Genomic DNA, 26,081 nt, shown 5'->3' with positions numbered 1-26,081 from the left:
CATAAAGGTCATCCAGCGGGCGATCAGGGCCGATACGCACATTCAGCGTATACAGTTCAGGAAGCCGCGTTCCGCAGCCGCTCCCCCATCGCTGCGACCGCCTGCCGCACCTCGGCACCCTCCAGGACCTCGAACCGGAACCGCGACATCCCGAGATAGAGCGCGAACTCCTGCGGATCGCGTGACCCCGCCTCGAGGATGCAGCTCTCATCGCCCTCCGCGGTCACCGTCGCGATCGTCGCGTCGAACCGCCGCCGCACCTCCGCCGCCGGCGCCTGCATCCGCACCCGCGCACGGAACGGATAGGGCGCGGTCGTGATGCTGCGCGCGGTGAACTGACGCACGGCGTCATCGGGGACCGCCCGCTCGGCGAACTCCTCCGGCAGGGTGAACGGACGGCGGATGCGATCGACGCGAAGCGTGCGCCACTCCTCGCGCTCCACGTCGCGCGCGACGAGATACCAGCGCTCGTCCGTGTGCACGATCCGGTGCGGCTCGACGATGCGGCGCACCTCGGCGCCGTCGTGCCGGGTGTAGTCGATGCGCAGCCTGCGGCGGGCGGAGATCGCCGCGGCGAGCGCGGTGACCACGTCGAGGTCGACGCCGCCGCCCTCGGCCGGATCGAGACGCACCATCGCCCGCTCCACCTCGATGATCCGGGCGCGCGCCGCGGCCGAGAGCGACTGCTCGAGCTTGGCGAGGGCGCGTCCGGCGGCCTCCTCCATCCCCGTCACCACACTCGCCGCCGCGGCGCGGAGCCCGACCGCGATGGCGACGGACTCGTCGTCGAGCAGGGTCAGCGGCGGAACGCTCGCGCCGGGGCCCAGCCGGTAGCCGCCGTGACGACCGCGGGTGGCCTCGATCCCGTAGCCGAGCTCGCGCAGGTCATCGATGTCGCGGCGCAGGGTCCGGTCGCTCACCTCCAGTCGCTCGCGGAGCTCGGCGCCGGTCCAGTCGCGGCGGACCTGCAACAGGGAGAGGAGGGCGAGAGTGCGGCCGGTCGTGCGCGTCATGACTCCATGATTCTCGCTTCTCCGGTCATATTGCGACCGGATAGCGCCGGAGCATGGAGACATGAACGCACAGCAGACGGACGCCGTCCTCCCCTTCCGCATCGAGGTCTCCGACGAGGCGCTCGACGATCTGCGCGCGCGGCTGCGCGCGGCACGCCTCCCCCAGCCTCTGCCCGGTGACGGCTGGGACCGCGGCGTGCCGGTGGCGGTGCTCGCCGAGCTCGTGGCCCGCTGGGCGGAGCACGACTGGCGGGCCACCGAGCGTCGCCTCGCCGCACTGCCCCAGATCGTGACGAGCGTCGACGGCCAGGCCATCCATGCCGTGCACGTGCGGTCGCCGCACCCGGGCGCCGTGCCGGTCCTGCTGCTGCACGGCTGGCCCGGCTCGTTCCTCGAGTTCGAGGGCCTCATCGGACCGCTCACCGAGGACGCCGAGATGCCCTTCGACGTGATCATCCCCTCGCATCCGGGATTCGGATTCTCGACCCCGCTCGCAGATGACAGCTGGACAGCGGAGCGCACCGCCGCCGCCTATCTCGAACTCATGACGCGCCTCGGATACGACCGCTTCGCCGTCCAGGGCGGCGACCACGGCGCAGCGGTCGCCCCCGAGCTCGGCCGGCTGGCCCCCGAGCGGGTGATCGGCGTGCACGTGAACGGCTCCCTGGGCAGCTTCGTCGGCGACCTCGACGAAGTGGCGGCCGCCGCACTCACGCCTGTGGAGCGCGACCGGCTGCGCCGGGTCGGCGAGTTCATGCAGCGCGAGTTCGGCTACATCTCCATCCAGTCCACGCGCCCCGGCCTGATCGGGGCCATGGCTGCGGACAGCCCTGTGGCCCAGTTCGCCTGGATCCACGACAAGCTGCAGGCCTGGACGCACCCGGCCGAGGCGGACGCGGTCGACGTGCTCGGCGAGCGCTTCGTGTTCGACAACGCCTCGCTGTACTGGTTCACGGCGAGCGCCGGATCAGCCGCGCTGGTCACCTACGGGCTCACGACGGCATGGGATGCCCCGAAGCCCAGCTCAGGGGTGCCGACGGCCGTGATCGTGTTCGCGCACGACGTGGGCCTGCGTTTCGCCGAGGAACCGCATCACCGCATCGTGCGGTGGACCGACGTCGAGGACCGCGGGGGCCACTTCGCCGCGCTCGAGGAGCCCGAGACGCTGCTCGACGACATGCGCGCGTTCTTCGGACCGCTGCGCGACTGAGGGTCAGTCCGCCTGTTCCGGCAGCGGCTCCACGAACTCCGGCGCCTGAGGCTCCCCGAGCTTGACCAGGACGACGCCGCCGAGCACCAGCGCGGCGCCGATCGCCTGCAGCAGGTCGGGCAGCTGGCCCAGCAGCAGCCAGCCGAACAGCATCGCCGCCACCACCTCGGCGAGCGCGACGAACGAGGCCAGTCGTGAGCCCAGCATCCGGGTCGAGACGATGCCGAGCACGTACGCGAGGGCTGCGGCGACGAGACCGATCGCGAGCACCGGGACGAACCAGGGAACCGTGCCGAACCGGTAGGCGATGTCGCCGGTGGTCCAGGCCATCGGCAGTACGCCGACCAGCCCTGCGAGCGTGAGCCCGACGGCGCCGATCAGCAGGCCGAGCCCGGCCAGCGCGATCGGCGGCACGCCCGTGTCGCTGCGCGCCGAGAGCAGGAAGTACACAGCAGCGCCCACCATCGCGCCGAGCGCCCAGAGGATGCCGCCGACGTCGAGCCGCGCGCCGGTGACGATGTCCAGCATGAGCACCAGCCCGACGAACGCGACCACCGCACCGACGATGCTGCGCGCGGATGGCCGCTCGCCGCGCCGCATCCACAGCCAGAGCACGACGGCGACGGGCGCCGTGTACTCGATCAGCAGAGCGATCCCGACATCCATCACCGCCACCGCCTGGAAGTAGAACAGCTGCGTGGCCGTGACGGCGAGCAGGCCGTAGGCGAGGATCATGCCGATGTTGCGGCGCACTGCTCCCCAGCGTCCGCGCAGCGCGAGCAGCGTGGGGATCAGCAGCGCGAGCGCGCCGACCCACACGCGCACGGTCACCGCGGCGCCCGGCGTCCAGCCGGCGTCGATGAGGCCGCGCGCCCAGGCGCCGGACATGCCGAACGAGAACGCGGCGCCGACGGCGATGAGCAGGCCGAGGGCCGTGTGCCGGCCGGCGCCGGCGGAGGAGGAAGCGGATGCCACAGCTCGACGCTACCGGCTCAGGGAACCCCGGCAGATCGAGGGAAAGCACTTCACAAACGATTATCGATTAGTGTAATGTCCCCAGTGTCCCACCCACCTGGAAAGGATCAATGATGATCAAGCGCCGTCTTCTCCCCCTTGTCGGCATCACCGCCATCGCCGCACTCGCCCTCGGCGGCTGCAGTGGCTCGAACGGCGGCGACTCCGCCTCCGCCGACGGCAAGACCACGCTGCGCGTGCTCGTGAACGTCACCCCCAACCTCACCGAGGAGTTCTGGAACGACCTGGTCGCGCCCTTCGAGAAGGAGCACAAGGACATCGACGTCGTCATCCAGAACCCCGGCGCCGAAGGCGTCGCGGCGGCGGTCCCGCGTCTGCTCGCCGCCGGCGACGCGCCCGACATCGTGCAGTCGATCGCGCCGACCCCGAAGCTCGCCCCTGAGATGGTCGACCTGTCGAAGTACGAGTGGGCCAAGAAGGGCCCGCTGGCAGAGCAGTACTCGATCGACGGCAAGAACTACATGGCAGGCATCGGCTACCAGCTGCAGAGCCTGTTCTTCTACAACAAGACCGCGTTCGAGCAGGCCGGCATCACCGAGGTGCCCACCACCGTCGACGAGCTCACCGAAGACCTCGGCAAGCTGCAGCAGGCCGGCTGGAAGGTCCCCGTGCAGACCGGTGGCGACTGGATGTCCAGCCACGCCCTGCAGGCCCTCGGGCTGCCCACGATCGTCGCCGAGAACCCGAAGTGGTTCCAGCAGGTCTCCTCCGGCAAGGTCACCTTCGGCGACACCTACGGCGACGCCGTGGACACATACGCCGACTGGGTCGCGAAGGGCTACATCCCCAAGGACGCCCTCGGCATCAAGTACCCGGACGCCGAGCAGGCCTTCCTCTCCGGCAAGAGCGCGGTCTACCCGATGGGCAGCTGGTTCGCCGGCACGCAGGCCAAGGCCGCCGACTCCGCCGACATCGGCGTCTTCCGCGCCCCGGCCTTCGACGGCGTCGACCAGCCCGCCATGGGCGCGAACATCGCCAGCCCGTACTCGATCCTGAAGGCGACGAAGAGCCAGGATGCCGCGGCGCAGTTGATCGAGTTCCTGGTGACCGACAAGAAGGCGGTCACCGCGCAGCTCGCGGTCGACGGCAACTTCCGCGACGGCTACGAGTACGAGATGACCCCGCTCGGCGAGGAGCTGCAGAAGATCAGCGCCGAGACCCCCGCGGAGGCGTACACGCCCACCGGCGGCGGCTATGGCGAGCGCACCATGCCGACCGGATACTCCGAAGAGCTGAACACCCAGACGCAGGCGCTGATCGGCGGCGCGAAGGCCGCCGACGTGCTGAAGTCCATGGACGACTGGTTCGCGGCGAACGCCGGCTGATGACCTGTGGCCGGGGCGGTCCTCCGCCCCGGCCACAGCATCTGCAGCATCCGCTCAGAACAGCGACGACATGTTCCGCACCCGACCCGAATCGGAGCTCATCCCCATGAGCACGACCCTCACCCCTCGGCGCCGCACGGCGCTGCAGACCTGGCAGCTGCGGCTGCCCGGCTTCCTCATGGCCGCGCCCGCCGTGGCCGTCTTCATCGCGATGTTCGTGATCCCGATGATCCTCGCCGCCGTGCTGAGCTTCACGAACTGGAACGGCTACAGCCTGAACTTCGACTTCATCGGCTGGGACAACTACGCCAAGGCCTTCCGCAACCCGCGCTCGGTCGATGCGGCGATCTTCACCGGCATCGTCGCTGTCGTCGGCACCGTGCTGTGCAACGGCATCGGCCTCGCCGTCGCCGCACTGATCTCGGGCCCCGGCGAGTCGAACACGCTGCTGCGCACGATCTTCTTCTACCCCTACGTGATCAGCTCGCTGATCATCGGCTTCATCTGGTCGGCCATGCTCTCGCCGCAGGGTGCCGTCAACGGCGTGCTGAACACGATCGGGCTGCCGTCGCTGCCGTTCCTCACCGACCCGACCTTCGCCAAGGCCAGCGTCATCTTCACGATCGCGTGGGCGCACTTCGGGTTCAACATGATCCTGTTCCTCGCGGGCATCAAGTCGGTGCCCTCCGAGTACTACGAGGCGGCCACCGTCGACGGGGCCTCGCGCTGGCAGCAGTTCCGCTCGATCACGCTGCCCCTGATCGCGCCGGTGTTCACCGTGAACATCGTGCTCACCCTGGTCGGGCTGCTCAAGGTCTACGACGTCGTGCTCTCGCTCACGGACGGCGGGCCGGCCGGCTCGACCCAGACGATCGTCTACCAGATCCTGAAGAACTCCTTCGCGAACTCCGAGCTCGGCTTCGGCGCCGCGCAGTCGATGGTCCTCCTCATCGTCACCGCGGTCATCGGCCTGGCCGTCACCCTGGTGCGCCGTCGCGCAGAGCAGAAGGTCATCGACTGATGAAGCAGACACGAAACCGCCCGGCCGCCGTCGTCTCGGGCATCCGCTGGCTCGTCCTCGGCATCATCGCGATCGGCATGCTGATCCCGATGTACACGATGGTGATCAACGCGTTCAAGCCGCAGGCCGACATCATCGAGAACCCGCTGCTGATCACTCCGCAGAGCTTCACCTTCGAGTACCTCTGGGCCGCGATCACCAGCAGCAAGTTCAACGTCATCGCCGCGTACGGCGTGACGCTGCTGTTCGTCGTGCTGGTGAACATCTTCTGCATCATCCTGTCCGCCCCAGTGGCCTACGTGATCGCGCGCGGAGCGTCGAAATGGCATCTCGGACTGCTGCTGCTGTTCGTCTCCGGTCTGTTCATCCCGGGCCAGGTCACGCTGATCCCCGTCGTGTTCGTGCTGCGCATCCTCGGCCTGATCAACACGATCCCCGGGTTCATCCTGTTCGAGACGGCCGCGACGCTGCCGGTGACGATCTTCCTGTTCACCGCCTACCTGCGCTCGGTCCCCCGCGAGATCGACGAGGCCGCGTCGCTCGACGGTGCCGGGAAGATCCGGGCGTTCTGGGCGTGCATCTTCCCGATCATGAAGCCCGTGGTCGCGACCATCGTCGTGCTGAACTCGATCGGCGTGTGGAACGACTTCGTCAGCCCGCAGATCATCCTGGGCCCGAGCTCCGGCATCTACACGGTGACCACCGGCGTGTACGCCGCGGTCGGCCAGTTCTCCACGGACTACACGCAGGTCTTCCCGACTCTGCTGCTGGCGGTGCTGCCCGCCGTGGTGTTCTTCGTGATCATGCAGCGGCACATCATCGGCGGCCTGGCCGCCGGCGCGACGAAGGGCTGAGCACGTGACCAACCGGTTCGCCTCCCCGCTGCGCACGATCCCCGCGTGGGCCGTGCTGCAGCGCCGGCTGTTCGACGAGATCGAGAGCGCGCGGCGCGTGTTCTCCGAGCGGTACACCCTGCCGGACGGCCGTCTGCGCGGCGTCGCCGAGTTCGAGGACCGCGACGGCGTCGACGACCTCTACGAGCCGTTCTTCAACTGGCCCGCGTTCTACCTGCTCGGCGGGCCGGACGAGGTGCTCGCCGACGCCAAGCGGCACTGGGAGGGCGTGACCCGCCAGCTCGCCGAGGCCGGCATGCTCACCGACGAGTACGAGAACGGCTACGACTGGTTCCACCAGGGCGAGTCGCTGCTGCTCTTCGCCGGCATCTGCGCGGCCGATCCGTCCGACCCCGCCTACGCCGAGCGGGCCCGCCGTTTCGCCGAGCTGTTCCTCGACCCCGCGCACGGCAACTACGACGCCGAGCGCAACATCATCCGCGCCCCGCACAACGGCGCCCTCGGCGCACGCGTCGGCCTCGATGACCCGGATGAGGACGGCCGCCTGGCGCCCTACTCGGCGGATCGCGCCGAGATGCGCCCCTACGGGCTCCCCGTGCAGGGGCTCGACGGCATCCGCGAGTGGGAGGATCTCGCCGATCCGCGCAACGCCGCCAGGATGACCGCCGAGATGCAGCGTCGCGCCGCGGGCGACGTCGCCGTGAACCTCGCCGCGACCTCGCTCGCTGCGAACCTCTGGCTCTACGACGGCGACGAGGGCGCGGCGGCCTGGGTGCGCCGCTACGTCGACGGCTGGCGGGAGCGGGCCGGCGGCGGTCTGATGCCCGACAACGTCGGCCCCGACGGCGAGGTCGGCTCGCTGCAGGACGGACGCTGGTGGGGCGGGCACTACGGCTGGGCCTGGCCGCACGGCGTGCACTCCGTCGGCATGAGCGCCCTCATCGGCGCGCTCAACCATGCCCTGATGACCGGCGACGACGACGCACTCGACCTCGTGCGCACCATGCTCGACACGATTCTCGATCAGGCACGCACCGGCGTCGTGGCGGACAGCACGTACAGCCTGCGCGGCGGATGGATGGCGCGCTACGGCGCCGCCGCGCACGAACCGGGGATGCTGGTTCCCTACCGGCACGGCATCGACGGCTGGTTCGACTTCGGCCCGCTGCAGCTCGACCTCCCGGTCTGGCTCTGGTGGTGGAGCCGCGACGAGTCCGACCGCGCGCGCCTGCAGCGCGTCGCCGACGGCATCCCGGCATCCGTCGATCTCGTCGCTCCGTTCCGCGACAAGGAGGAGGCCGGCCACGAGGCCGGCTGGTTCGCCTATCTGTCCGGCGACCTGCCGGACTACCCCGAGCGCGCGCTCGAGATGGCGCTCGGCCAGGTCGCCCGGCGCACCGCGATGATGCTCGCCGACGGCAGCGACCCGGATGCCGCGCACCTGCACTTCTGGCAGCGCGTGAACCCCGTCGCGACCGAGGTGCTCACCCAGCTCGTCGGCGGCGCACCCCAGGTGCTCTACAACGGCGGTCTCGGGTTCACGGCGCTGCGCTACGAGGACGTCGACCACGGCCGACCCGGCCTCCCGGAGGACGTCGCCGCGCTGGTGCACCGCCTCGACGAGGACGGCGTCGGCCTGCGGCTGGTGAACACCTCGGTCGTGCACACGCGCACCCTCCGCATCCGCGGCGGCCGATTCGGGCTGGACCGCATCGTCGCCGTCACCGCGCACGTCGAGGAGCAGGGCGGATATCCCGGGGCATCCGGCTCCTACGCATCCCCCGTCGGCGCGTTCGTGACGCGGACGGCCGACTGTGACGACGACCTCGTCGTCACGCTCCCGCCCGCGCACGGGGCCGACCTCGACCTCACCCTCGCCAGGGCGACCGGCTCGCCACGGCATCTCACCACCGAAGGACACGCATGACCGCCGAACTGATCCGACCCGACTTCGCACTCCCGGTGCGGGGTCCGGCGTACGCCCGCCCCGACGCCGCCGTCGTCGAGGACTTCTCGACGCTGTCGTCGGCCACGGCCTGCGCGAAGCTGCACCAGTTCGGCATCCGCCGCACCTTCGTCGACGGCCCGACGCCGCTGACCACCGGCAGCCGCGTCGTCGGTTCGGCACTCACCCTGCAGTTCATGCCGCAGCGCGAGGACATGGCACTGCCGCAGGACGCAGCCGCCGGGGTCGAGCAGGAGTACGCCGAGCGGCACACCGCCCTGTGGCACGTGCTCGAGGCCGTGCAGCCCGGCGACGTGCTGGTGGTGCAGGCCTACGGCAGCAGGTTCTCCGGATGCCTCGGCGACATCCTGGTGCGCTACTTCATCCGCAAGGGCGGGGCCGGCATCGTCGTCGACGGCCGCATCCGCGACGCCGGCCGCATCCGCGCCATGGGCATCCCGGTGTGGTGCACGGGGACGACCCCGCACTACGCCTCGCAGTCCGAGCTGGCGCCGTGGGCGTACGACGTGCCCGTGGCCGTCGGCGGCGCGCTGTGCATGCCAGGAGACCTGGTGATCGCCGACGACGACGGACCCGTGATCGTGCCGCAGGCGATGGCCCCGCAGGTGGTCGAGTCCGCACGCGACCACGAGGAATGGGAGGTGTTCAGCCGCAGCCGCCTCGACGAGGGCGCCCGGCTGAGCGACTACTACCCGCTCACCCCCGACACCCGCGAGGAGTACGAGGCATGGCGCTCCCTGCAGCCTTCCGCCCGCTGACATCCGACCCGTCGCTGCGCGACGACCTCGGCCTCGGCTGTGCGCCGATCGGCAACCTGTTCACTCCGGTCGCGGACGACGACGCCGTCGCCACCGTGCACGCTGCGCTGGATGCCGGTGTGCGGTTCTTCGACACCGCGCCGCTGTACGGCTCCGGCGAGAGCGAGCGCCGCCTCGGCCTCGCCCTGCAAGGGGTTCCGCGCGACACCTACACGCTCGGCACGAAGGTCGGACGCCTGCTGGTGGATGCCGCAGGGGCACCCGTCGCCCCGGGCCAGGTCGGCGACAGCTCGGTCGCCGACCTCAGCCGCGACGCGGTCTGGCGCAGCCTGGAGAGCAGCCTCGCGCTGCTGGGCACCGACCGCGTGGACGTGCTCTACCTGCACGATCCGCTCGACGTGGACGCCGCGATGGCCGGTGCGCTGACGGCGATGACGGAACTGCGGGAACAGGGCGTCGTGCGCACGATCGGTGTCGGCAACGGCGTGCTCCCCGTGCTGGAGCGCTACGCGGCGGAGGCGCCGGTCGACGTGCTCATGGAGGCCGGTCGGCTCACGCTGATCGACCGCGGCGCCCAGGAGCGGCTGATGCCGCTCGCGGCCGAGCGGGGCGTGTCGATCGTCGCGGCCGGAGTGTTCAACTCCGGGATCCTCGTCGACCCGGAGGGGTCGCCGTTCTTCGACTACCGCCGCGCGGACGACGCCCTCATCGAGCGCGCACTGCGCATGCGGGACCTGTGCGCGGCGCACGGCGTCGCGCTGGCCGACGCGGCCGTGCGGTTCCCGCTGCGGCACGGCGCCGACGGCGTCGTGGTCGGCGCGCGCACTCCGGACGAGGTTCTCGCGTTCGTGCGAGGACGGGATGCCGCGATCCCCGACGAGCTGTGGGGCGCGCTCGACGAGGTGGCCACCGTCTGATGGGCATCGTCGACGCGCACGTGCACGTCTGGGACGCCGACGCGTTCCCGATCCCCTGGTTCCGCGACGATCTCGGTCTGCCCCGCGCCTCCGCTCCAGACGCCTTTCGCGACGCGGCCGTGCCCCGCGGGGTCTCGGCCGCCGTCGCCGTGCAGGTCGCGAACTCCGTCGAGGAGGCGCGCTGGCTGACGGCGACGACCGCGTCCGACGGAGTGCTCTCCCGCGCCGTGCTGCAGTACGAGCCCGCGCCGGGCGCGATGCTCGGGGCCACGGCCTTCGAGGGCGCCGCGTTCAGCGGCATCCGCGCGGCGATCCCGCAGTTCGCTGCCGACCTCTCGGACGTGCCGGGGCTGGATGAACTGGCCGACGCACTGGGGGCGGCCGGGCGGGTGCTGGAACTGCTCGTGCGCCCGGAGCAGCTGGAGGGCGCGGCGGCGCTCGCCCGCCGGCATCCGGCGACGTCGATCGTGCTGTGCCACCTCGGGCTCGGCCACGACGCCGCCACGGAGACGTGGCGGTCGGGGCTGGCGGCGTTCGCTGCCGGGCCCAACGCGCACGCGAAGTTCTCCGGGCTGCTCTCGCCGAGCCGGACGGATGCCGAACTCGCGGCGCTCGCCCGCACGGCTGCGACCCTGTTCGGCGCCGACCGCCTGATGTTCGGCAGCGACTGGCCGATGTCGGCCCGCACGCACTCCTACGCCCAGGTCGTCGACGCCGTCTCCCGCGCGATGCCCGACACCCCGGCCTTCTGGTCCGGCACTGCGACCCGCCTGTATCCCCTCGTACCCGCACCCTGAGCGAGCGAAGCGAGACGAAGGGCGCACCCCACTCCCCCGACCCGCACCCTGAGCGAGCGAAGCGAGACGAAGGGCGTACCTGTGGAGAACTCCGAACACCCGGCTCCGGAACGGCGTAGCTTCACCGCATGCCTCACGTCTACATCCTGAAGTGCTCGGATGGCAGCCTCTACACCGGAAGCACCTGGAACCTCGAGCACCGCCTCGCCCAGCACGAGTTCGGTGAGGGCGGCGACTACACGAGACGACGTCGCCCGGTCGAACTCGTGTGGTCCGCGGAATTCGCGCGCGTCGACGAGGCGTACGGATGGGAACGCGAATCCACGGTTGGTCGCGCGCCAAGAAGCAGCTCCTCATCGACGGGAAGTACGAGGCGCTCCCCGGATGGAGCAGAAGGCAGCGTGAGGCGAAGCGGACCGCGGAGAGTGACTGACGTCCTTCGTCTCGCTTCGCTCGCTCAGGAGCCGGGAAGGTTGGACCCCAGGAGCCCGGAGGGTTGGACCTCCGGAACCGGGGATCAGACTGCCGCACGCCCCGGGCCCTGAGCGAGCGAGGAACGAGCGAGACGAAGGGCGTCCTCTCAGCTGGGACTGACGTCCTTCGTCTCGCTTCGCTCGCTCAGGAGCCGGGAAGGTTGAGCCCCAGTCGTCCGGAAGGTTGGACCACCGGGGCGTGACGTCCTTCGTCTCGCTTCGCTCGCTCAGGAGCCGGGAAGGTTGAGCCCCAGGCGCCTGAAAGGTTTGACCTCCGGGGCGTGACGTCCTTCGTCTCGCTTCGCTCGCTCAGGAGCCGGAGTCGGCCTACTCGAGGAGGGTGCCGGCGGCGTGGCTGCGGAACAGGTCGGCGGCAGCATCCGCGTCGCCGGCGTCGAGCACGTCGAGCAGTCCGCGGTGCCAGTCGGCCACCTCGTGCCAGTCACCGGTGAACTTCGGGTCGCCGAGCACGTGCATCACGCGCAGGCTGGGCTCGAGCAGATCCCACATCTTCGGCAGGTAGACGTTGCCGCTCGCCTCGATCACCGCACGGTGGAAGGTGAAGTCGAGCTCGCGGAACCGCGCCAGATCGCCGGCATCCGCCGCCTGGTGCATCTCGTCGATGAGTGCGACGAGAGCGGCGCGGCGCTCGTCGTCGAGCGTGCCGCAGGCGAGGCGCCCGGCCAGGCCCTCGAGCTCGACGCGGGCGACCTTGGCCTGGCTCGCCTCCTCCTGCGAGTAGCTGGCGACGAAGTTGCCCTGGTGCCGCACGTGCGACACGAGCCCTTCGTGCGCCAGCAGCTTCAGCGCATCGCGCACCGGCGCCTGGCTGACCTGCAGCTGGCGGGCCAGCTGCGACTCCACGAGCTGCTCGCCGGGTGCCAGGGTCGAGTCCTTGATCATCTCCTTGATCATCGAGTAGATCTGATCGGAGAGCAGCCCCCGCTGCAGCCCCATCGCCCCGAGCGCATCCGTCATGTTCACAGTCTACTTTCGTTATCGACTATCGCTAATGCCTGCGGCGTCCCGCCACGCCTGGGCGATCAGGCGGGATCCCTCAGTGGTCGGATGCACGCCGTCCGGTGCGAGTTCGGCGACGTCACGCCCCTCCGCCGCCGCGTCGAACAGCGTGGTCAGCGGCACGAGAGCGGCACCGTACTCCCCCGCGAGGCGACCCACGACCCGCCTCTTCTCCTCCAGGTCGACGAGCCAGCCCTGCTGCTCGTCGTCCAGCGGCAGGAAGAACGGCTCCATGAGGATCAGGCGCGGCGCGTGCGCCGCGACCACGGCGTCGAGGATGCGGCGGTACGCCGCCTCGTAGTCCGCCGTGTCGGTCGGGTCGTCGCTGTCGTGGCGGCGGAGCATCTCGTTCACACCCACGTAGACCGTGAGCAGCTCGGGCGCAGTCGGCATGAGTTCGGCGTCCCAGCGGGCCTCGAGGTCTGCGACCCGGTTCCCGGCGATGCCGAGGTTGCGCACGGTGGCACCGCCGGCGACCAGCTCGTCGGCCAGCAGCGACACGTAGCCGTCGCCGAGCGAGGTCGCGTCGTCGCGATCGCGACCGGCGTCGGTGATCGAATCGCCGATGAACACGATCCTGCGGGGTTCGGACATCTTCTCTCCTAGTTCTTCAGCTTGTTGCGCACGGATGTCTTGAGCGTGACGGTCGCCGTGTCCAGTGTGACGGTCAGGGTCTGGTTCGGACGCACCTTGCGGCTGTCGAAGCCGGTCACCATGTCGGCGGTCGCCTGCCGCTGCGTCACGGTGCCGTCGCTCCACTGCACATCGAGCAGCATCCCGGTGGTGTCGAGCTCTTCACCGACCAGGTACGCGGTCTTCGGCTTCGCGTCGTCCGACCAGCTGATGCCGGTGACGGTCGCCGGCGGCGGAGTGGGCCGCACCGTGAGGGTGTTCTCCTTCGCGTAGTGATACAGGTTCAGGTACCCGTCCGCTCCGATGCGCAGGTTCTGCCGCGCGTCGAGCACGTTCCACACGGTCTTGCCGTCCACCCGCAGCACCACGCGCGTTCCGCCGTTCTCAGCGATCGCGCCGACCTCGATGCGGTGCGTGCTGTTCGGGTCGATGACGGTGTTGGGGATGACATCGAGCATCGTCTGGCCGGGCGACCAGCTCTGGAACTCGAGGGTGTCCTCCTTCACCACGACCAGGTAGCCGGTGTTCGAGTTCTGCCACGCCGGCAGCCCGGTCTGGTCGGAACGCACCTGGAAGCCGTACCAGCCGCCGTCGAACGCCCCGAAGTCCGCGTCGAACTGCAGCAGCCGGTCACCGTAGCGCTCCGCCTTGTACCCGTAGACGCCCTGGGCGTTCAGGCGCACGCCGTCCTTGTCGACGGCGATGCCGTCGGCGACGCTCCAGTTCGCGGCATCCTTCAGCTGGGCGTCCAGACGCAGCGCGGGGTACTCGGCGTCGGCCACCGTCACGGTCACGGAGTCGGTGAGCGACGGGTCGGCGACGGATGTGGCGGTGATCGTCGTGCTGCCGGCGCCGACCGCCGCGATGCGTCCGTCGACGACCGTCGCGACCTTCGGGTCGGCGCTCGCCCAGCTCACGCGGGTGTCGCTGGCATCTTCCGGGGCTGCCGTGACCTTGGCGCTGTGGCGCTCGCCCACGTTCAGCGCGAGCTTCTCGGCATCCAGGCTGATGCCGGTCATCGGGACTCCGGAGAGCGAGAACCCGATGTTGTCGAGGTCGAGCGACTTGTAGCCCTCGACGTAGAAACCGACCTTGCCGGCCGCGCCCGGTGCCGGATCCTTGCCCTCCAGCGCCACGGAGCCGTTCACGACGATCCTGACCTTGCCGTCCTGCACGGCGATCCGCACGTGAGAGGTCTTGCCGTTCGGCAGCGCCTGGTCTGCCGGGAGCACCTTCTCGGCGATGACCTGCCAGTTGCTGTCGAAGATGTCCCAGGTCGGGCCGGCGGCGGCATTGCGATAGCGGACGTACCCGCCGCCGTTCTGGTTGCGGTTGTAGATGACCAGACCGGAGGTGGCGATGTCACCGGCCGGCGGCGTGACGTCGAAGTCCAGCACGAACTTGGTGAAGTCGCGCGGCAGCAGCGAGTTCGCACCGGTCACGATGCGGTAGACCTTGTTGCCCGTCGCATCGATCTGGATGCTGCGGTTCGGATCGGTCGGCCAGCCGTTCGCACCAGACTCGAAGTCCGTGAAGTGCAGCACTCCATCGCCCTCGGCCACGAGGACCTCGATGGTCGCCTTCTTGGTCGGATCGGACTTCGCCGTCGCGGTGACGGTGGTGGTGCCCGGACCCATGCCGAGCACGACGCCCTTGGCGTCGACCGTGGCGACCGCGGCGTCGGCGGAGGCGTAGGTGACCGCGGCATCCGCGGCGTTCCACGGCAGGGGCACGGCGCGCACTCTGGCCTGGTCGCCGGCGTCGATGGTCAGTCGCTCGCTGTCGAACGCGATGCCTTTCAGCGCCACCTTCTCGGGCGACTGGGACTGCCCGATGTGCCCCTGCACACCGATCTGGTCGAACGCGATCGGCTCGAACCCGGGGATCTTCGAGAACACCTCGGAGTCGGCCTTCAGCGTGTAGTCGCCCTTCGCGGCATCCACGAAGCCGGGGTCCGCAGCGGCGACCATGTTCGCGCCGTAGTTCAGCAGGTTCTTGCCGTCCTTCGCACCCTGGTCGTTCAGGCCGGCGATCGGCTTGCGGTTCGGGTTCCAGACCACGTTCTTCGCATACGTGCTGTGGTTCGGGAAGTAGTGGTCGTCCTCGAAGAAGTGCGCCAGCTCCGGGTATTTCTCGAGGTACGGCGTGCCGACGAAGTCGTTGTTATCTGCGAAGACCTGCTTCCAGGCCGGCATGTAGTCGCGGTCGACGACGTTGCCCTCCTGGTCGCCCATCCACTGCTCGTAGTTGTCGTAGGGCACGTAGGCGTCGACGAAGACGTTGTTGCTGGCGGTGATGTAGTCCGCCGAGCCGCTCTTGATCGCCGAGTTGCCCATGTTCACGAACACGTTCTTCTCGATCGTGAGGTCCCACGTGAAGTTGTCCGCGTAGATGCCCTCGACGCCGGCGATGCCCACGCCGATGTCGTGGAAGTAGTTCTCGCGGAACACGTGCCCGCGCTGCTGCGGCGTCTTGCCGGAGTTCATGTAGATGGCGCCGAGGTCGTTGAACTGCTTGCAGACGTCGTAGACCTCGTTGCGCTCGAACAGGTGGTCGTTGCCGTAGACGATGATGCCCGGGTGCGGGGCGTCGTGGATCTTGTTGTTCCTGGCGACGTTGCCGACGCCGTCGAACATCACGCCCGGGTTGTAGGCCTTGTGGTAGTACGCGAAGTCGGCGATCTCGGAGTTCTCGACCCGGTTGCGCCCCGGTTCGAGGGACTTCTTGTCGCCGCCCTGCAGCACCACGCCGATGCCGCCGACGTGCGTGATCTTCGAGTCGGTGACCGCGTGGTCGCGGCCGCCGCGGTTCACCGGGATGCCGTCGTAGGTGTAGCGGCCGGGCGAGTTGATCAGCACACCGCCGTCGGTGAAGTTGCGGATGTCGGAGTGCGAGATCTTCACGTTCGAGCCGCCGAGGATGACGGCGGCGGTGGCGCGCCCATACTCCATGACGATGTCGTCGAAGGTGACGTACGAGGTGTCGTCGGTGCGCAGCATCGGCTCGTCCAGCGTGGTGACCGTGACGTCGCCCTCGCCCGAGGTGAATGCGGCGTTCGGGATCAGGTACAGCTTCCCGGCATCCCGGTCGATGTAGTACTCGCCGGGTGCGTCGAGCTCCTCCAGCAGGTTCTGCGCGAAGTGGAAGTCGGGGAACCAGCTCTTCATGATCCCGGACATCTCGCCGTAGCGCAGCGTGATGGTCTTGGCCGCCGTGTCGATCTTCTCGATCTTGTTGTACGACCACTCCCAGCTGTAGCCGAAGATGCCGTCGAGCCAGACGTCCTTCGCCTGCGTCCAGAACTTCGGGCGGTCGTAGCCGTAGGCGAATGTGCCGCCGCGGTCCTGCAGGTCGGCGTCCTTGCGGGTGGGGCCGGGATCGACGATGTCACTCATCTGCACGGTCGGCGTGGCCGCATCGGCGTTGGGCCAGCGCGCGAGGGTCATGCCCTGCCCCGCGATGTAGAGCTCCATCGGCGGAGTCTTGCTGACGTCGTTGGCCTTCCAGTAGCCGTGCCGGCTGAGCTCTCCGAAGTCGGTGAGGCCGTGCGCCTTCAGGTCGATCTCGAGCACCTTGTCCCTGGCGGACGCCTCGACGATGCGGTCCGTCACCGCGGCATCCGCGACCTTGGCGAAATCGTCGCGCGGCAGCGTGCTGCCGCCGGTGAGCGTCGCCTTCTCGCCCGGGTAGGAGCGGTATTCGATCGGATGCGCCGCCGTGCCGGAGTCCTGCGCGCCGAGGGTGAACGACGCGCTGCGTCGGTACTCCCCCTCACGCAGGAACACGGTCATGCCGTCGGGGAGCCCCGCACCCGCCTTGAGCTCACGGATGCGGTCGCGCGCACCCTCCAGGGTGGCCAGTGGCGCATCGATCGTGCCGGATGCGGCGTCGTCACCACCTGGTGCCACGTAGAGGGCGGGCCCGTCCGCGGCGGATGCCGGGGCGGTGGCGGCGAACGCCGAACCGATCATCGCCGCCAGGGCCAGAGTTGCCAGTGCACGCTTCATCGCGTCTCCGATTGCTCATCGAGGGGCACGGGTGTGGACCCGCACGGCCGCTGGGGCGACCAGTCGAAAGCCTAACTAATCGATAATCGCTAATCAAGCATCGATCTGCCGCGCGATCGTTGCCTCAATCTTCCAGCTTTTCTCACTTTTTCACAGTTCTTCCCGTTACTTGATCGTGACGACTCCAGGTTGACGAAGAGCGGGATGACCAGGAAACATGGGAATCTCCGCGGCAGCGCACCTCGCTCCCCGGTCAGCCCGAAGGTCAAGGATGCCCAAGTCATGACAGAAGTTCTCGATAGTTCACATAAACTGTCAGCTCGTCGCCCCCGACGACTCTCGAACGGGATGTTCGCTCTGCTGCTGACCGCGCCGGGCCTCGCCCTGCTCGCCGCCGTCGTCGTCTACCCGCTGATCACCGCGCTCGTCACCGCCTTCTTCAAGCAGAGCCTGGTCGAACCGGGCCGCGAGTTCGTGGGCTTCGACAACATCGTCGACGTGCTCACCGGCGACTTCTTCCGCCTGCTCTGGCAGACCATCGTCTTCACGCTCGGCACCACCCTCGCGCCGTTCGTCATCGGCTTCGGCCTCGCACTCGCGCTGAACACCCGCATCCGCGGTGCCAAGGTGCTGCGCGGCGTCATGCTGATCCCCTGGCTGATCCCCGGCGTCGTGGTCTCGTTCCTGTGGATGTGGATCTTCAACGCCAACTACGGCGTGATGAATGCCGTGCTGCAGTCGATCGGCCTGATCGACGAGCCGCAGGCTTGGCTCGCCAACCCGACCACCGCGATGATCGCGGTCATCGTCGCCAAGACCTGGCAGTCCTTCCCCTGGATGATGGTCATGCTGCTCGCCGGCCTGCAGACCGTGCCGCCCGAGCTGCACGAGGCGGCCGAGATCGACGGCGCCGGCACCGTCCGCCGCTTCTTCTCGATCACCGTTCCGCAGCTGAGCGGCATCATCGGGCTGGTGCTGCTGCTCGAGTTCATCTGGAACTTCCAGCACTTCGACATCATCTACGTGCTCACCGGCGGCGGCCCCGCCGGCTCCACCCAGACCTTCGCCACCGCGGTGTACGAGACCGCGTTCACCGGGTTCGACCTCGGCAAGGCCGGCGCGCTCGGCCTGCTCTGGATGGTGCTGCTGATGGGCCTCGTCGTCGTGTACGTCCGGTTCTCCGAGAAGGGAGAGAAGCGATGACCGCGCTGCTCACCGATTCCCCCGCCGTCTCGACGGCAGCATCCGAGCCTGCAGCGCAGGTGATGCGCAAGCCGCGCGTGCGCGCCGACCGACGCGCCGTCACCATCAGCGCGTGGATCGTGGTCGCCGTGTTCGGCGGCTTCGCCCTGCTGCCGGTGTACTGGCTGCTGGCGACCTCGCTCACCCCGCGCACCGAGGTGTTCGCCTATCCCCCGCGGCTGTTCCCCTCGGAGATCAGCTTCGACGCCTACGCCGCGCTGGCGAACAACCCCGCCCTGTTCGGCTACCTGCGCAACAGCATCATCGTCTCGGTCATCACCGCCGTGCTCTCCGTGATCGTCTCGGCGTACATGGGCTACGCGTTCTCGAAGTTCCGGTACCGCGGCCGCCGCAGCCTGATGTACTTCGTGCTGGCCTCGCAGATGTTCCCGCAGGCGCTGCTGCTGATCACGCTGTACACCGTGTTCTCGGCGTACGGACTGCTCAACACCTACGCGGCCCTGGTGCTGTCGTTCACCACCTTCACCCTCCCGCTGTGCGTGTGGATGCTGAAGGGATTCTTCGACACGATCCCCGACGACCTCATCGAGGCCGCCCTCGTCGACGGCGCCTCGCGCCTGCGCATCATCCACTCCGTCGTGCTGCCGCTGGCCGCACCGGGCCTCGTGGCCGCCGGTCTGTTCGCCTTCGTGCGCGGCTGGAACGACTTCATCTTCGCCCTCACCCTCGCCGGCCCCGACAAGCAGACGCTGCCTCCGGGTCTGGTGAACACGTTCATCGGCGAGGCCTCCACCGCGTGGCCCGAGCTGATGGCGGCATCCCTCGTGGTGTCGCTGCCGGTCGCCATCGCCTTCATCGCCCTGCAGCGCTACCTCGTCGGCGGCATGACCGCCGGTGCGGTCAAGGGCTGACCCGCCACCATCCGAAACCCACTCAGAACCCCTCGAAGAAGAGAGAGAACCATGTCCCAGACCTCCCCCTCCGTCTCGCGCCGGCAGCTGCTGCAGTTCGCCGGTCTCGGTGCGGCCGGCCTCGCGCTCGCGGGCTGCATGCCCACCGGCGGCTCCGGTGCAGCCGCGCCGACCTCGGGCACCGCGCTCGCGCCCGGCAAGTTCACGCCCGCGGACTTCTCGTTCTCCAGCTGGTCGCTGACCGAGGAGGCAGCGGCCCCCGCGATCAAGGCGCTGCTGGACGGCTACAAGAAGAAGGCATCGGTCGGCATCACCGAGGTCTCGTTCCCCTACAACGAGTACTTCAAGCAGCTGATGCTGCAGGTCCGCGGCGGCCAGTTCTCCGGCGCCGCGCACGTCGACGTCGCCTGGCTCGCCTCGCTCGCCGCGCTCGGCAAGCTGCAGGACGTCTCCGCCTTCACGAAGGACCGCGGCTACACGGCCGCATCGCTCGAGGCCGCGCAGTACGACGGCAAGCAGTACGGATTCCCGTGGACGATCGGCGCGATCGGCCTGGTCACCAACTCCGAGCTCGTCCAGAAGGCCGGGATCGACGAGTTCCCCGTGACCGTCGACGAGTACGAGGGCGCGCTGAAGAAGCTGAAGGGCCTCGGCAACGGGGTCATCCCCTACGCCGCCTCGACCAAGGCGGCGCAGCTGAAGGACATCCTGATCTGGATGGAGACCTTCGGCAGTCCGCTGGTCAAGGACGGCAAGGTCACCATCGGTGACGACGCCAGCGTCGACGCCGTCACCTGGTACAAGTCGCTCTACGACCAGGGCCTCATCGCCGCCGACGTCGACCGCTTCGACGCCCGCTCGCTGTTCTCGCAGGGCCGCGCCGCGATCTACGACGACGCGCCGGTCGGCCGCAACACGGTCGTGAAGGACTCCCCCGACAAGAAGCTCGGCGACAAGATCCTGTCCGAGTCGCGCCCGGTGCTGAAGAAGGGCGACACCCCGCGCGCCCTGGTCTGGGGCGGCGCGATCGTCGTGGTCGGCGGCGCCGGCGACGACTCCACGGGCACGGCCGCCGACTTCGGCCAGTGGGCCACCAGCGACCTCGATGCCGTCCTCGGCGACTACGCGGTGCGCGGTCTGCCGCCTGTCACCGAGGAGGCGCAGGCCTCCGACGCCGTCACGTCCGACGCCTTCGGCTCGCGCTTCGCCGAGAAGATCACCGCGACCGCGACGGTGAACCCGTTCTGGCAGTACCCCGAGTACGCCCAGGTCGAGACCGTCGTCGCCGAGCGCGTGCAGGCGGTGCTGGTGGGCAGCCAGAGCCCGAAGGACGCCATGGCCGCCGCCGGCGAGGCCGCGCAGAAGCTGATCGGCTGATGGCCGCCTCGATCGGGCGAAAGGCCCTGGGCATCGCGACGGCGGGTGTCGCCGCCGTGATGGTCGCCGCGCTGGCACCGGCGGCGAGCGCCGCCGTGCACCCCACCACGGTCGAGACCGTCCCCGTGACGGTCGACGGCTCCAACCAGTCCGGCTGGTGGAATCCGCTGGCCGTGGTCGGCGACACGACCTACTTCGCGTACAACGTCCCGGCGGGGACGAACCGCCACCAGGTGCACCTGGCCGCCCGCTCCGCCGACGGCGAGTGGACATCAGGATGCCTGCGGCTGGCCACCGGTGCCTGCGCCGACTATCTGAACGACAACGGTCACAACCAGCCCTCGATCGCGGTGGACGGCGCGGGCGACATCCACGTGTTCGCCTCCATGCACCACGAGGACTGGAACTACTTCCGCTCCACGGTGCCCGGCGACGTCACGTCGCTGGTCGAGGTCAGCGAGGAGATGCCGGATCAGGGCTCGACGATCTCGTACCCGGTCACGTCGGTCGGCCCGGATGGCGACGTCTGGTTGATGGTGCGCACCGGACCGGACGCGCTCGCGCGCCGCGACGGCGTGCTGTACCGCTACGACCTGGATGCCGGGACGTGGGCGCGGGAGACGGTCTTCGCCTCGGCGACCAACTACTCCGTGTACCCCGATGACCTCACGGTCGACGAGTCCGGTCAGGTGCACCTGCTCTGGGAGTGGCACTCCTGGGCGGCGGGTGCCTTCCGCCACCTCGGCTCGTACGCCGTGTGGAACCCCGAGTCGAAGACGTTCAGCGATGTCGCCGGCGATGCGCTTCCCACGCCGATCCGACCCACCACCCCCGGCCCGGTGGTCTTCCAGCCGTTCACGGACGGCGAGTCCATGGCCGAGGCGACCCCGGCGGTGCAGACGGCGAAGATGGCGGTGCAGGACGGCGTGCTGCAGGGCGTCACCTACCGCTACGCCTCGGGCGGCTCGTCCCTCTTCGATCTGAAGTGGGCGACCTGGGACGGCTCGGCGTGGAACCGCGAGACGCTCATCGACTCGGCGTCGCTGGGCACGGGCGTCGACACCGTCGCCGCGATGGATGCCACCGCCTTCGGCTCGAAGAACCGCGCCTACGGCGTGATCTCGGTCAAGGTCGGCACCGGACTGCGCAGCCAGGTCGTGCTGTTCGAGCAGGCGAAGGGCCGGACCGGATGGGCCGTCGAGGCGATCGGCGACCCGATGATCGGGCAGCAGCGGCTGCGGGCGGCGACCGGGCGGGCGGGCACGGATGTGCTGTATCTCAGTGCTCCGGCCACCCCCGGCGGCGGAACCCTCCGTTACGCGGAGGTCCCCCGCTCCGGTGAGAAGCGCGCGGGCGGTTCGCTCGCCGACATCGTCACCGCACTGCGCGACGCGCAGTGAAACCCCGGCGGATGCCGCGCCCAGCGCGCGGCATCCGCCCCTCTGAAAGAAATCCCAGGAGTATCCCTCATGCGCACGCAGACCATCGAAGCCGACGTCATCGTCGTCGGCGGAGGCCTTGCCGGTGTGAGCGCCGCCGTCGCCGCAGCGCGGCTCGGCCGGCGCACCGTCCTCATCAACAACCGGCCCGTGCTCGGCGGCAACTCATCCTCCGAGGTGCGGGTCTGGGTCTGCGGTGCGACCGCGCACGGCAACCAGCGCTGGGCGCGCGAGACCGGGATCATGGGCGAGATGTTCCTGGAGAACCAGTTCCGCAACCCCGAGGGCAACCCGGTGTACTGGGACGACGTCGTCCTCGACACCGTGCGCCGCGAGCCGAACCTGCAGCTGTTCCTGAACACCGAAGTGATCGAGGCGGGTGCGACCGGCCCCGACGACGACCGCAGGGTCACGTCGGTCACCGGCTGGACCATGGGCTCCGAGATCCGTACGGTCTTCCACGCCCCGATCTTCCTGGACTGCACCGGCGACGGCCTGGTCGGACGCCTGGTCGGCGCACGACACCGTCTGGGCAAGGAGGGCCGTGCCGAGTTCGACGAGGAATGGGCGCCCGAGGAGCCGATCCGCGAGTTCCTCGGCTCGACGCTGCTGTTCTACACGAAGGATCTCGGCCACCCCGTCAAGTTCGTCGCCCCGGAGACGGCGAAGGACATCAGCACCACCCCGATCCCCGCGACCCGCATCATCCGCAGCGGCGACAGCGGTGCGCACTACTGGTGGATCGAGTGGGGCGGTCAGCTCGACATCGTCGACGACAACGAGCGCATCCGCGACGAGCTGCGCTCTGTGATCCTCGGCATCTGGGACCACATCAAGAACTCCGGCGACTTCGACGCCGACAACCTCACTCTCGAGTGGATCGGCAACCTTCCCGGCAAGCGCGAGTACCGCCGCTTCGTGGGCGACCACACGCTGCGTCAGCAGGACGTGCTCGACCAGGTGGAGTTCGACGACGGCATCGGCTTCGGCGGCTGGTCGATCGACCTGCATCCCGCCGAGGGCATGTACGCCACCGGTGCCGGAGCGGTTCAGCGCTTCTCGGACGGCGTCTTCGAGATCCCGTTCCGCTCGCTGTACTCGGCCAACGTGTCGAACCTGCTGATGGCCGGCCGGAACGTGTCCGCCACGCACATCGCCTTCGGTGCCGCCAGAGTCATGGCCACCTGCGCCGTGATGGGCGAGGCCGCCGGCACCGCGGCATCCCTCTGCCTCTCCTATGGCGAGAGCCCGCGCGAGCTGTACGCGAACCACCGCGGCGAGCTGCGCCAGGCGCTGCTGCGCTCGGACTCGTCGCTGATCGGCGTCGCCAACGAGGACCCCGACGACCTCGCCAGGCGGGCCGTCGTCACGGCCTCGAGCCGGCAGCGCACGATCGCGGCGGATGCTGCTGACGCGGCCCCGCACGCGCTCACCGACGACCTCGGGATCGTCGTCCCGGTGCATCCGGCCCTGGAGAGCACCGATCTGCTGCTCAGCGCGGACGAGGCGACCTCGCTCACGGTGGAGGTGTGGTCCAGCAGCAAGCGGCAGAACGTCGTGCCCGAGCGCCTCGAGCACACCACGGTCATCGAGGTGCCGGCGGGGTCGGGCTGGGTGACCGCGCCGACGCCCTTCGCCCCGGCCAGCCCGCAGAACGCGATCGTCGTACTGCGGGCGAACCCGGGCGTCAGCGTGCACCTCACCTCGCCCCTGCCCGCGGGAGTGCTCACGCTCGTGCACCGGGCCGACAACGACGACGAGAACGTCGAGATCAGCGACGAGGGGCTGCTGGTGAAGTGGCCGACCAAGCCGCTGCGCGGCCGGGGGCCGGTGTTCCGCGCCGCTCCGGAGACCGAGGCCCTCGCGCCGGAGCGCGCGGTGTCGGGCTACAACCGACCGTTCGGCGGTCCGAACATGTGGGCCTCCGAACCGCTGACCGATGAGGCCGCCTGGCTGCGCCTGGACTGGGACACCCCGGTCGAGGCCCGCGAGGTGCGGCTGGTGTTCGACGACGACGTGGACGTCTCGCTGATCACGCTGCACCACCACCGCACACCGGATGAGATCATGCCGCAGCTCGTGCGCGACTACCGCGTGGAGGTGCTGCCCGAGGGGTCGGACGAGTGGACGACGGCTGTCGAGGTGCAGGGCAACCGGCACCGGCACCGCGTGCACCCGCTGCCCGCCGGCCTCGGCGCGTTCCGCTCGGCGCGGCTCGTCGTCGAGGCCACCAACGGCGCCGCCGAGGCCCGTGTGATCGCGTTCCGGGTGCAGGCGTGACGGATGGCGCTAACGTGAAGCGCACCCGCAATTCCGCGGGTGACCGCCGCACGATGAGGAGACCACGGGTGAGCACGTCCTTCGGCGAGCGCGAGGACTCGTCCGCGCGCTCGATCCCGGGTGCCCGCGCGACGCGCACCGGCCTGATCGCCCTGGCCGTGCCGCACCTCGAGGAGCCGTACTTCGCCGAGCTCAGCTCGCGCCTCGTGCGCGGCGCCGAGGCGAGGGGCCTCGCCGTGCTGATCGTGCAGACCGAGGGCGACCACGCCCGCGAGGTCGACGTCGCCAACGGCAGCGGACTGCCCGACATCGACGGCCTGATCCACATCCCGCGGTCGCTGACGGTCGCCGACCTCACCCGCCGCACCTCTCCCGGCCCGCTGGTACTGCTGGGCGAGCACATCCAGGTGAGTCCCTTCACACACATCACCATCGACAACTGCGCCGCCGCGCGCACCGCGACCGCGCATCTGATCGCGGCCGGCTGCAGCCGGATCGCGTTCGTCGGGCGCCGAGACGCGCGCCCCTCGGATGCCGCGGATCGCCGCCACGCCGGATATCTGGAGGCTCTCGACGCCGCGGGCATCGCCCACGATCCCGCGCTGACCACGCAGGTCGCGTCGTTCACCGCCGACGAGGGCGAGCGCGTGGTCGCAGAGCTCGCGGCGCAGATCGGCGACCTCGACGGCATCGTCTGCTCGAACGACTCGGTCGCGCTCGGTGCGCTGGCGGCGCTGGCCGCCCGGGGGCGGCGCGTCCCGCAGGACGTCGCGGTGATCGGCATCGACGACATCCGCGCCGCGCGCTTCTCGGTGCCTGCGCTCAGCTCGGTCGCGCCCGATCACGATCAACTGGTGGATGCCACGTTCACCGAGCTCGAGCGGCAGCTCAGCACCCCGCTGGGCGCGGACCTGCCGGTGCGGCACGTGACCATCCCCAGCCGCCTGGTGAAGCGGGCGAGCACCGCCCGCTGATGGACGTCCGCACCCGCCGCTGCGCGTCAGCGGCCGTCAGGCTGATCGCGCTCCGCGATCTCGATGTGTCCGATGTGCTCGGAGAGCCGCTCCCTGGCCTCCTCGTCGAGACCGTCGTCGATCACGAGCCGGTCGATGTCGCTGAGGTCGGCGACGGTCGTCAGGCCGACGACCTGCCAGCGGGTGTGGTCAGCGAGCACGACCACCTCGCGGGCAGCCGCCATGAAGGCGCGGTACGTCTCGGCCTCGAGCAGGTTCATGGTGGTGAGGCCGGCCTGCTCGTCGAGCCCGTGCGCATCCAGCAGCACCAGGTCGCAGTGCAGCCGCTCCAGCGCGCGCACCGCGACGGGGCCGACCAGCGACTGCGACGGCGTGCGCACCCCACCGGTCAGCACGACGGTCTGCGTGTACGGAGCATCCGCTCGGTCCGGCGGGGAGAACAGGTCGGAGACCGGCAGCGAGTTCGTGACGATCGTCAGGTCAGGCACCCGCACGAGCTCCTGGGCGAGGGCGATTCCCGCCGCGCCGCCGGACAGGCCGATGGCCATCCCCGGCTCGACGAGTGCGGCCGCGGCTCCGGCGATCGCCCGGCGCTCCGCGGTCGAGACCTGCGCGGTCCCCGGACGGATGCCGGCCGAGGCGGCTCGCACGCCGCCGCGCACCTTCTGCACCACGCCGTCGTCGGCGAGCAGCTCGATGTCTCGGCGCACCGTCATCTCGCTGACGCCGAGCTCGGCCGCGAGATCCGGCAGGGCGATGGTGCCGCGCTCACGCGCCAGGGCGAGGATGCGCTCGCGTCGCTCGGTGACCAGCATCCGCTCTCCTTCTCGTGCCGTGACCAGTCTGCCATGCGGGCTTTCGCTCCCCT

General features: G+C 69.7%; 21 protein-coding genes. 15 read left to right on the top strand and 6 right to left on the bottom strand.

Annotation, left to right across the window (positions count from 1 at the left end; genetic code table 11):
- Positions 1 to 56: 56 nt before the first annotated feature.
- Complete coding sequence (locus ACFVAE_RS13550; RefSeq protein WP_378893006.1) at positions 57 to 1,013, bottom strand: helix-turn-helix transcriptional regulator; 957 nt, start codon at positions 1,011 to 1,013, stop codon at positions 57 to 59.
- 61 nt (positions 1,014 to 1,074) lie between these two features.
- On the opposite strand from ACFVAE_RS13550, the gene ACFVAE_RS13545 reads away from it, so the two are divergent.
- The gene (locus tag ACFVAE_RS13545) at positions 1,075 to 2,223 is read left to right on the top strand and encodes an epoxide hydrolase family protein (protein WP_378893003.1); all 1,149 of its coding nucleotides are present in this window, start codon (positions 1,075 to 1,077) and stop codon (positions 2,221 to 2,223) included.
- Between the two features lie 3 nt (positions 2,224 to 2,226).
- On the opposite strand, the gene ACFVAE_RS13540 is transcribed toward ACFVAE_RS13545, so the two are convergent.
- Positions 2,227 to 3,198: a DMT family transporter gene (locus ACFVAE_RS13540; protein WP_378892999.1), complete on the bottom strand. Its 972-nt coding sequence runs from the start codon at positions 3,196 to 3,198 to the stop codon at positions 2,227 to 2,229.
- 113 nt (positions 3,199 to 3,311) lie between these two features.
- On the opposite strand from ACFVAE_RS13540, the gene ACFVAE_RS13535 reads away from it, so the two are divergent.
- From ACFVAE_RS13535 to ACFVAE_RS13500, 8 genes are all read left to right on the top strand, one after another.
- Entirely contained in the window at positions 3,312 to 4,583 is a 1,272-nt protein-coding gene (locus ACFVAE_RS13535) for an ABC transporter substrate-binding protein (RefSeq protein ID WP_378892996.1), read from the top strand.
- Positions 4,584 to 4,689: 106 nt separating this feature from the next.
- Positions 4,690 to 5,604 carry a carbohydrate ABC transporter permease gene (locus ACFVAE_RS13530; RefSeq protein ID WP_378892992.1) on the top strand — a complete coding sequence of 305 codons (915 nt, stop codon included), beginning with the start codon at positions 4,690 to 4,692 and terminating at the stop codon, positions 5,602 to 5,604.
- Positions 5,604 to 6,458 carry a carbohydrate ABC transporter permease gene (locus ACFVAE_RS13525; protein WP_378892989.1) on the top strand — a complete coding sequence of 285 codons (855 nt, stop codon included), beginning with the start codon at positions 5,604 to 5,606 and terminating at the stop codon, positions 6,456 to 6,458. The genes ACFVAE_RS13530 and ACFVAE_RS13525 overlap by 1 nt, the downstream gene beginning before the upstream one ends.
- 4 nt (positions 6,459 to 6,462) lie before the next feature.
- A complete protein-coding gene (locus ACFVAE_RS13520; RefSeq protein WP_378892986.1) occupies positions 6,463 to 8,385 on the top strand; it encodes a hypothetical protein in 1,923 nt (640 codons plus the stop codon).
- On the top strand, positions 8,382 to 9,182 hold the full coding sequence (locus ACFVAE_RS13515; RefSeq protein WP_378892983.1) for a ribonuclease activity regulator RraA: 801 nt from the start codon (positions 8,382 to 8,384) through the stop codon (positions 9,180 to 9,182). The genes ACFVAE_RS13520 and ACFVAE_RS13515 overlap by 4 nt, the downstream gene beginning before the upstream one ends.
- Positions 9,152 to 10,099 carry an aldo/keto reductase gene (locus ACFVAE_RS13510; protein WP_378892981.1) on the top strand — a complete coding sequence of 316 codons (948 nt, stop codon included), beginning with the start codon at positions 9,152 to 9,154 and terminating at the stop codon, positions 10,097 to 10,099. The genes ACFVAE_RS13515 and ACFVAE_RS13510 overlap by 31 nt, the downstream gene beginning before the upstream one ends.
- Positions 10,099 to 10,896: an amidohydrolase family protein gene (locus ACFVAE_RS13505; RefSeq protein WP_378892979.1), complete on the top strand. Its 798-nt coding sequence runs from the start codon at positions 10,099 to 10,101 to the stop codon at positions 10,894 to 10,896. Before ACFVAE_RS13510 ends, ACFVAE_RS13505 begins: the two co-directional genes overlap by 1 nt.
- 128 nt (positions 10,897 to 11,024) lie before the next feature.
- The gene (locus ACFVAE_RS13500; RefSeq protein WP_378892977.1) at positions 11,025 to 11,441 is read left to right on the top strand and encodes a GIY-YIG nuclease family protein; all 417 of its coding nucleotides are present in this window, start codon (positions 11,025 to 11,027) and stop codon (positions 11,439 to 11,441) included.
- A 255-nt stretch (positions 11,442 to 11,696) separates the two neighbouring features.
- Here the strand turns inward: ACFVAE_RS13500 and ACFVAE_RS13495 are convergent, their stop codons facing one another.
- From ACFVAE_RS13495 to ACFVAE_RS13485, 3 genes are read right to left on the bottom strand one after another with little or no spacing between them, the layout of a single operon-like run.
- On the bottom strand, positions 11,697 to 12,347 hold the full coding sequence (locus tag ACFVAE_RS13495) for a GntR family transcriptional regulator (protein WP_378892975.1): 651 nt from the start codon (positions 12,345 to 12,347) through the stop codon (positions 11,697 to 11,699).
- A gap of 18 nt (positions 12,348 to 12,365) precedes the next feature.
- Positions 12,366 to 12,983, bottom strand: a complete 618-nt coding sequence (locus ACFVAE_RS13490; RefSeq protein WP_378892973.1) for an SGNH/GDSL hydrolase family protein — start codon at positions 12,981 to 12,983, stop codon at positions 12,366 to 12,368.
- Between the two features lie 8 nt (positions 12,984 to 12,991).
- The gene (locus ACFVAE_RS13485; protein ID WP_378892970.1) at positions 12,992 to 17,029 is read right to left on the bottom strand and encodes an Ig-like domain-containing protein; all 4,038 of its coding nucleotides are present in this window, start codon (positions 17,027 to 17,029) and stop codon (positions 12,992 to 12,994) included.
- A 348-nt stretch (positions 17,030 to 17,377) separates the two neighbouring features.
- Here ACFVAE_RS13485 and ACFVAE_RS13480 point away from each other — a divergent pair, with 348 nt between their 5' ends.
- The 6 genes from ACFVAE_RS13480 to ACFVAE_RS13455 all read left to right on the top strand — a co-directional run bounded on the left by ACFVAE_RS13480 (position 17,378) and on the right by ACFVAE_RS13455 (position 25,213).
- Complete coding sequence (locus ACFVAE_RS13480) at positions 17,378 to 18,232, top strand: carbohydrate ABC transporter permease (protein ID WP_378892968.1); 855 nt, start codon at positions 17,378 to 17,380, stop codon at positions 18,230 to 18,232.
- Positions 18,229 to 19,143: a carbohydrate ABC transporter permease gene (locus ACFVAE_RS13475; RefSeq protein ID WP_378892966.1), complete on the top strand. Its 915-nt coding sequence runs from the start codon at positions 18,229 to 18,231 to the stop codon at positions 19,141 to 19,143. The genes ACFVAE_RS13480 and ACFVAE_RS13475 overlap by 4 nt, the downstream gene beginning before the upstream one ends.
- A gap of 51 nt (positions 19,144 to 19,194) precedes the next feature.
- Positions 19,195 to 20,520 (top strand): ABC transporter substrate-binding protein, encoded by a 1,326-nt coding sequence (locus tag ACFVAE_RS13470; RefSeq protein ID WP_378892964.1) that lies wholly within the window; start codon positions 19,195 to 19,197, stop codon positions 20,518 to 20,520.
- A complete protein-coding gene (locus tag ACFVAE_RS13465; RefSeq protein ID WP_378892961.1) occupies positions 20,520 to 21,920 on the top strand; it encodes a BNR-4 repeat-containing protein in 1,401 nt (466 codons plus the stop codon). Before ACFVAE_RS13470 ends, ACFVAE_RS13465 begins: the two co-directional genes overlap by 1 nt.
- A 69-nt stretch (positions 21,921 to 21,989) precedes the next feature.
- Positions 21,990 to 24,239, top strand: coding sequence for an FAD-dependent oxidoreductase (locus ACFVAE_RS13460; RefSeq protein ID WP_378892958.1), 2,250 nt, complete (start codon positions 21,990 to 21,992; stop codon positions 24,237 to 24,239).
- A 68-nt stretch (positions 24,240 to 24,307) separates the two neighbouring features.
- Entirely contained in the window at positions 24,308 to 25,213 is a 906-nt protein-coding gene (locus tag ACFVAE_RS13455) for a LacI family DNA-binding transcriptional regulator (protein WP_378892955.1), read from the top strand.
- Between the two features lie 26 nt (positions 25,214 to 25,239).
- Here ACFVAE_RS13455 and ACFVAE_RS13450 read toward each other — a convergent pair whose 3' ends face one another.
- Positions 25,240 to 26,028: a DeoR/GlpR family DNA-binding transcription regulator gene (locus tag ACFVAE_RS13450; RefSeq protein ID WP_378892952.1), complete on the bottom strand. Its 789-nt coding sequence runs from the start codon at positions 26,026 to 26,028 to the stop codon at positions 25,240 to 25,242.
- Positions 26,029 to 26,081: the final 53 nt, after the last annotated feature.

The sequence above is a fragment of the Microbacterium sp. NPDC057659 genome, from assembly GCF_042799915.1.
Taxonomy (GTDB): domain Bacteria; phylum Actinomycetota; class Actinomycetes; order Actinomycetales; family Microbacteriaceae; genus Microbacterium.
This window is presented reverse-complemented; position numbering and strand designations above follow the sequence as displayed.

Coding starts and splice junctions, on each gene's coding strand:
- ACFVAE_RS13550 (WP_378893006.1), bottom strand. CDS start 1,013: ATGACGCGCACGACCGGCCGCACTCTCGCCCTCCTCTCCCTGTTGCAG.
- ACFVAE_RS13545 (WP_378893003.1), top strand. CDS start 1,075: ATGAACGCACAGCAGACGGACGCCGTCCTCCCCTTCCGCATCGAGGTC.
- ACFVAE_RS13535 (WP_378892996.1), top strand. CDS start 3,312: ATGATCAAGCGCCGTCTTCTCCCCCTTGTCGGCATCACCGCCATCGCC.
- ACFVAE_RS13530 (WP_378892992.1), top strand. CDS start 4,690: ATGAGCACGACCCTCACCCCTCGGCGCCGCACGGCGCTGCAGACCTGG.
- ACFVAE_RS13525 (WP_378892989.1), top strand. CDS start 5,604: ATGAAGCAGACACGAAACCGCCCGGCCGCCGTCGTCTCGGGCATCCGC.
- ACFVAE_RS13515 (WP_378892983.1), top strand. CDS start 8,382: ATGACCGCCGAACTGATCCGACCCGACTTCGCACTCCCGGTGCGGGGT.
- ACFVAE_RS13510 (WP_378892981.1), top strand. CDS start 9,152: ATGGCGCTCCCTGCAGCCTTCCGCCCGCTGACATCCGACCCGTCGCTG.
- ACFVAE_RS13505 (WP_378892979.1), top strand. CDS start 10,099: ATGGGCATCGTCGACGCGCACGTGCACGTCTGGGACGCCGACGCGTTC.
- ACFVAE_RS13500 (WP_378892977.1), top strand. CDS start 11,025: ATGCCTCACGTCTACATCCTGAAGTGCTCGGATGGCAGCCTCTACACC.
- ACFVAE_RS13495 (WP_378892975.1), bottom strand. CDS start 12,347: ATGACGGATGCGCTCGGGGCGATGGGGCTGCAGCGGGGGCTGCTCTCC.
- ACFVAE_RS13490 (WP_378892973.1), bottom strand. CDS start 12,983: ATGTCCGAACCCCGCAGGATCGTGTTCATCGGCGATTCGATCACCGAC.
- ACFVAE_RS13485 (WP_378892970.1), bottom strand. CDS start 17,029: ATGAAGCGTGCACTGGCAACTCTGGCCCTGGCGGCGATGATCGGTTCG.
- ACFVAE_RS13480 (WP_378892968.1), top strand. CDS start 17,378: ATGTTCGCTCTGCTGCTGACCGCGCCGGGCCTCGCCCTGCTCGCCGCC.
- ACFVAE_RS13475 (WP_378892966.1), top strand. CDS start 18,229: ATGACCGCGCTGCTCACCGATTCCCCCGCCGTCTCGACGGCAGCATCC.
- ACFVAE_RS13470 (WP_378892964.1), top strand. CDS start 19,195: ATGTCCCAGACCTCCCCCTCCGTCTCGCGCCGGCAGCTGCTGCAGTTC.
- ACFVAE_RS13465 (WP_378892961.1), top strand. CDS start 20,520: ATGGCCGCCTCGATCGGGCGAAAGGCCCTGGGCATCGCGACGGCGGGT.
- ACFVAE_RS13460 (WP_378892958.1), top strand. CDS start 21,990: ATGCGCACGCAGACCATCGAAGCCGACGTCATCGTCGTCGGCGGAGGC.
- ACFVAE_RS13450 (WP_378892952.1), bottom strand. CDS start 26,028: ATGCTGGTCACCGAGCGACGCGAGCGCATCCTCGCCCTGGCGCGTGAG.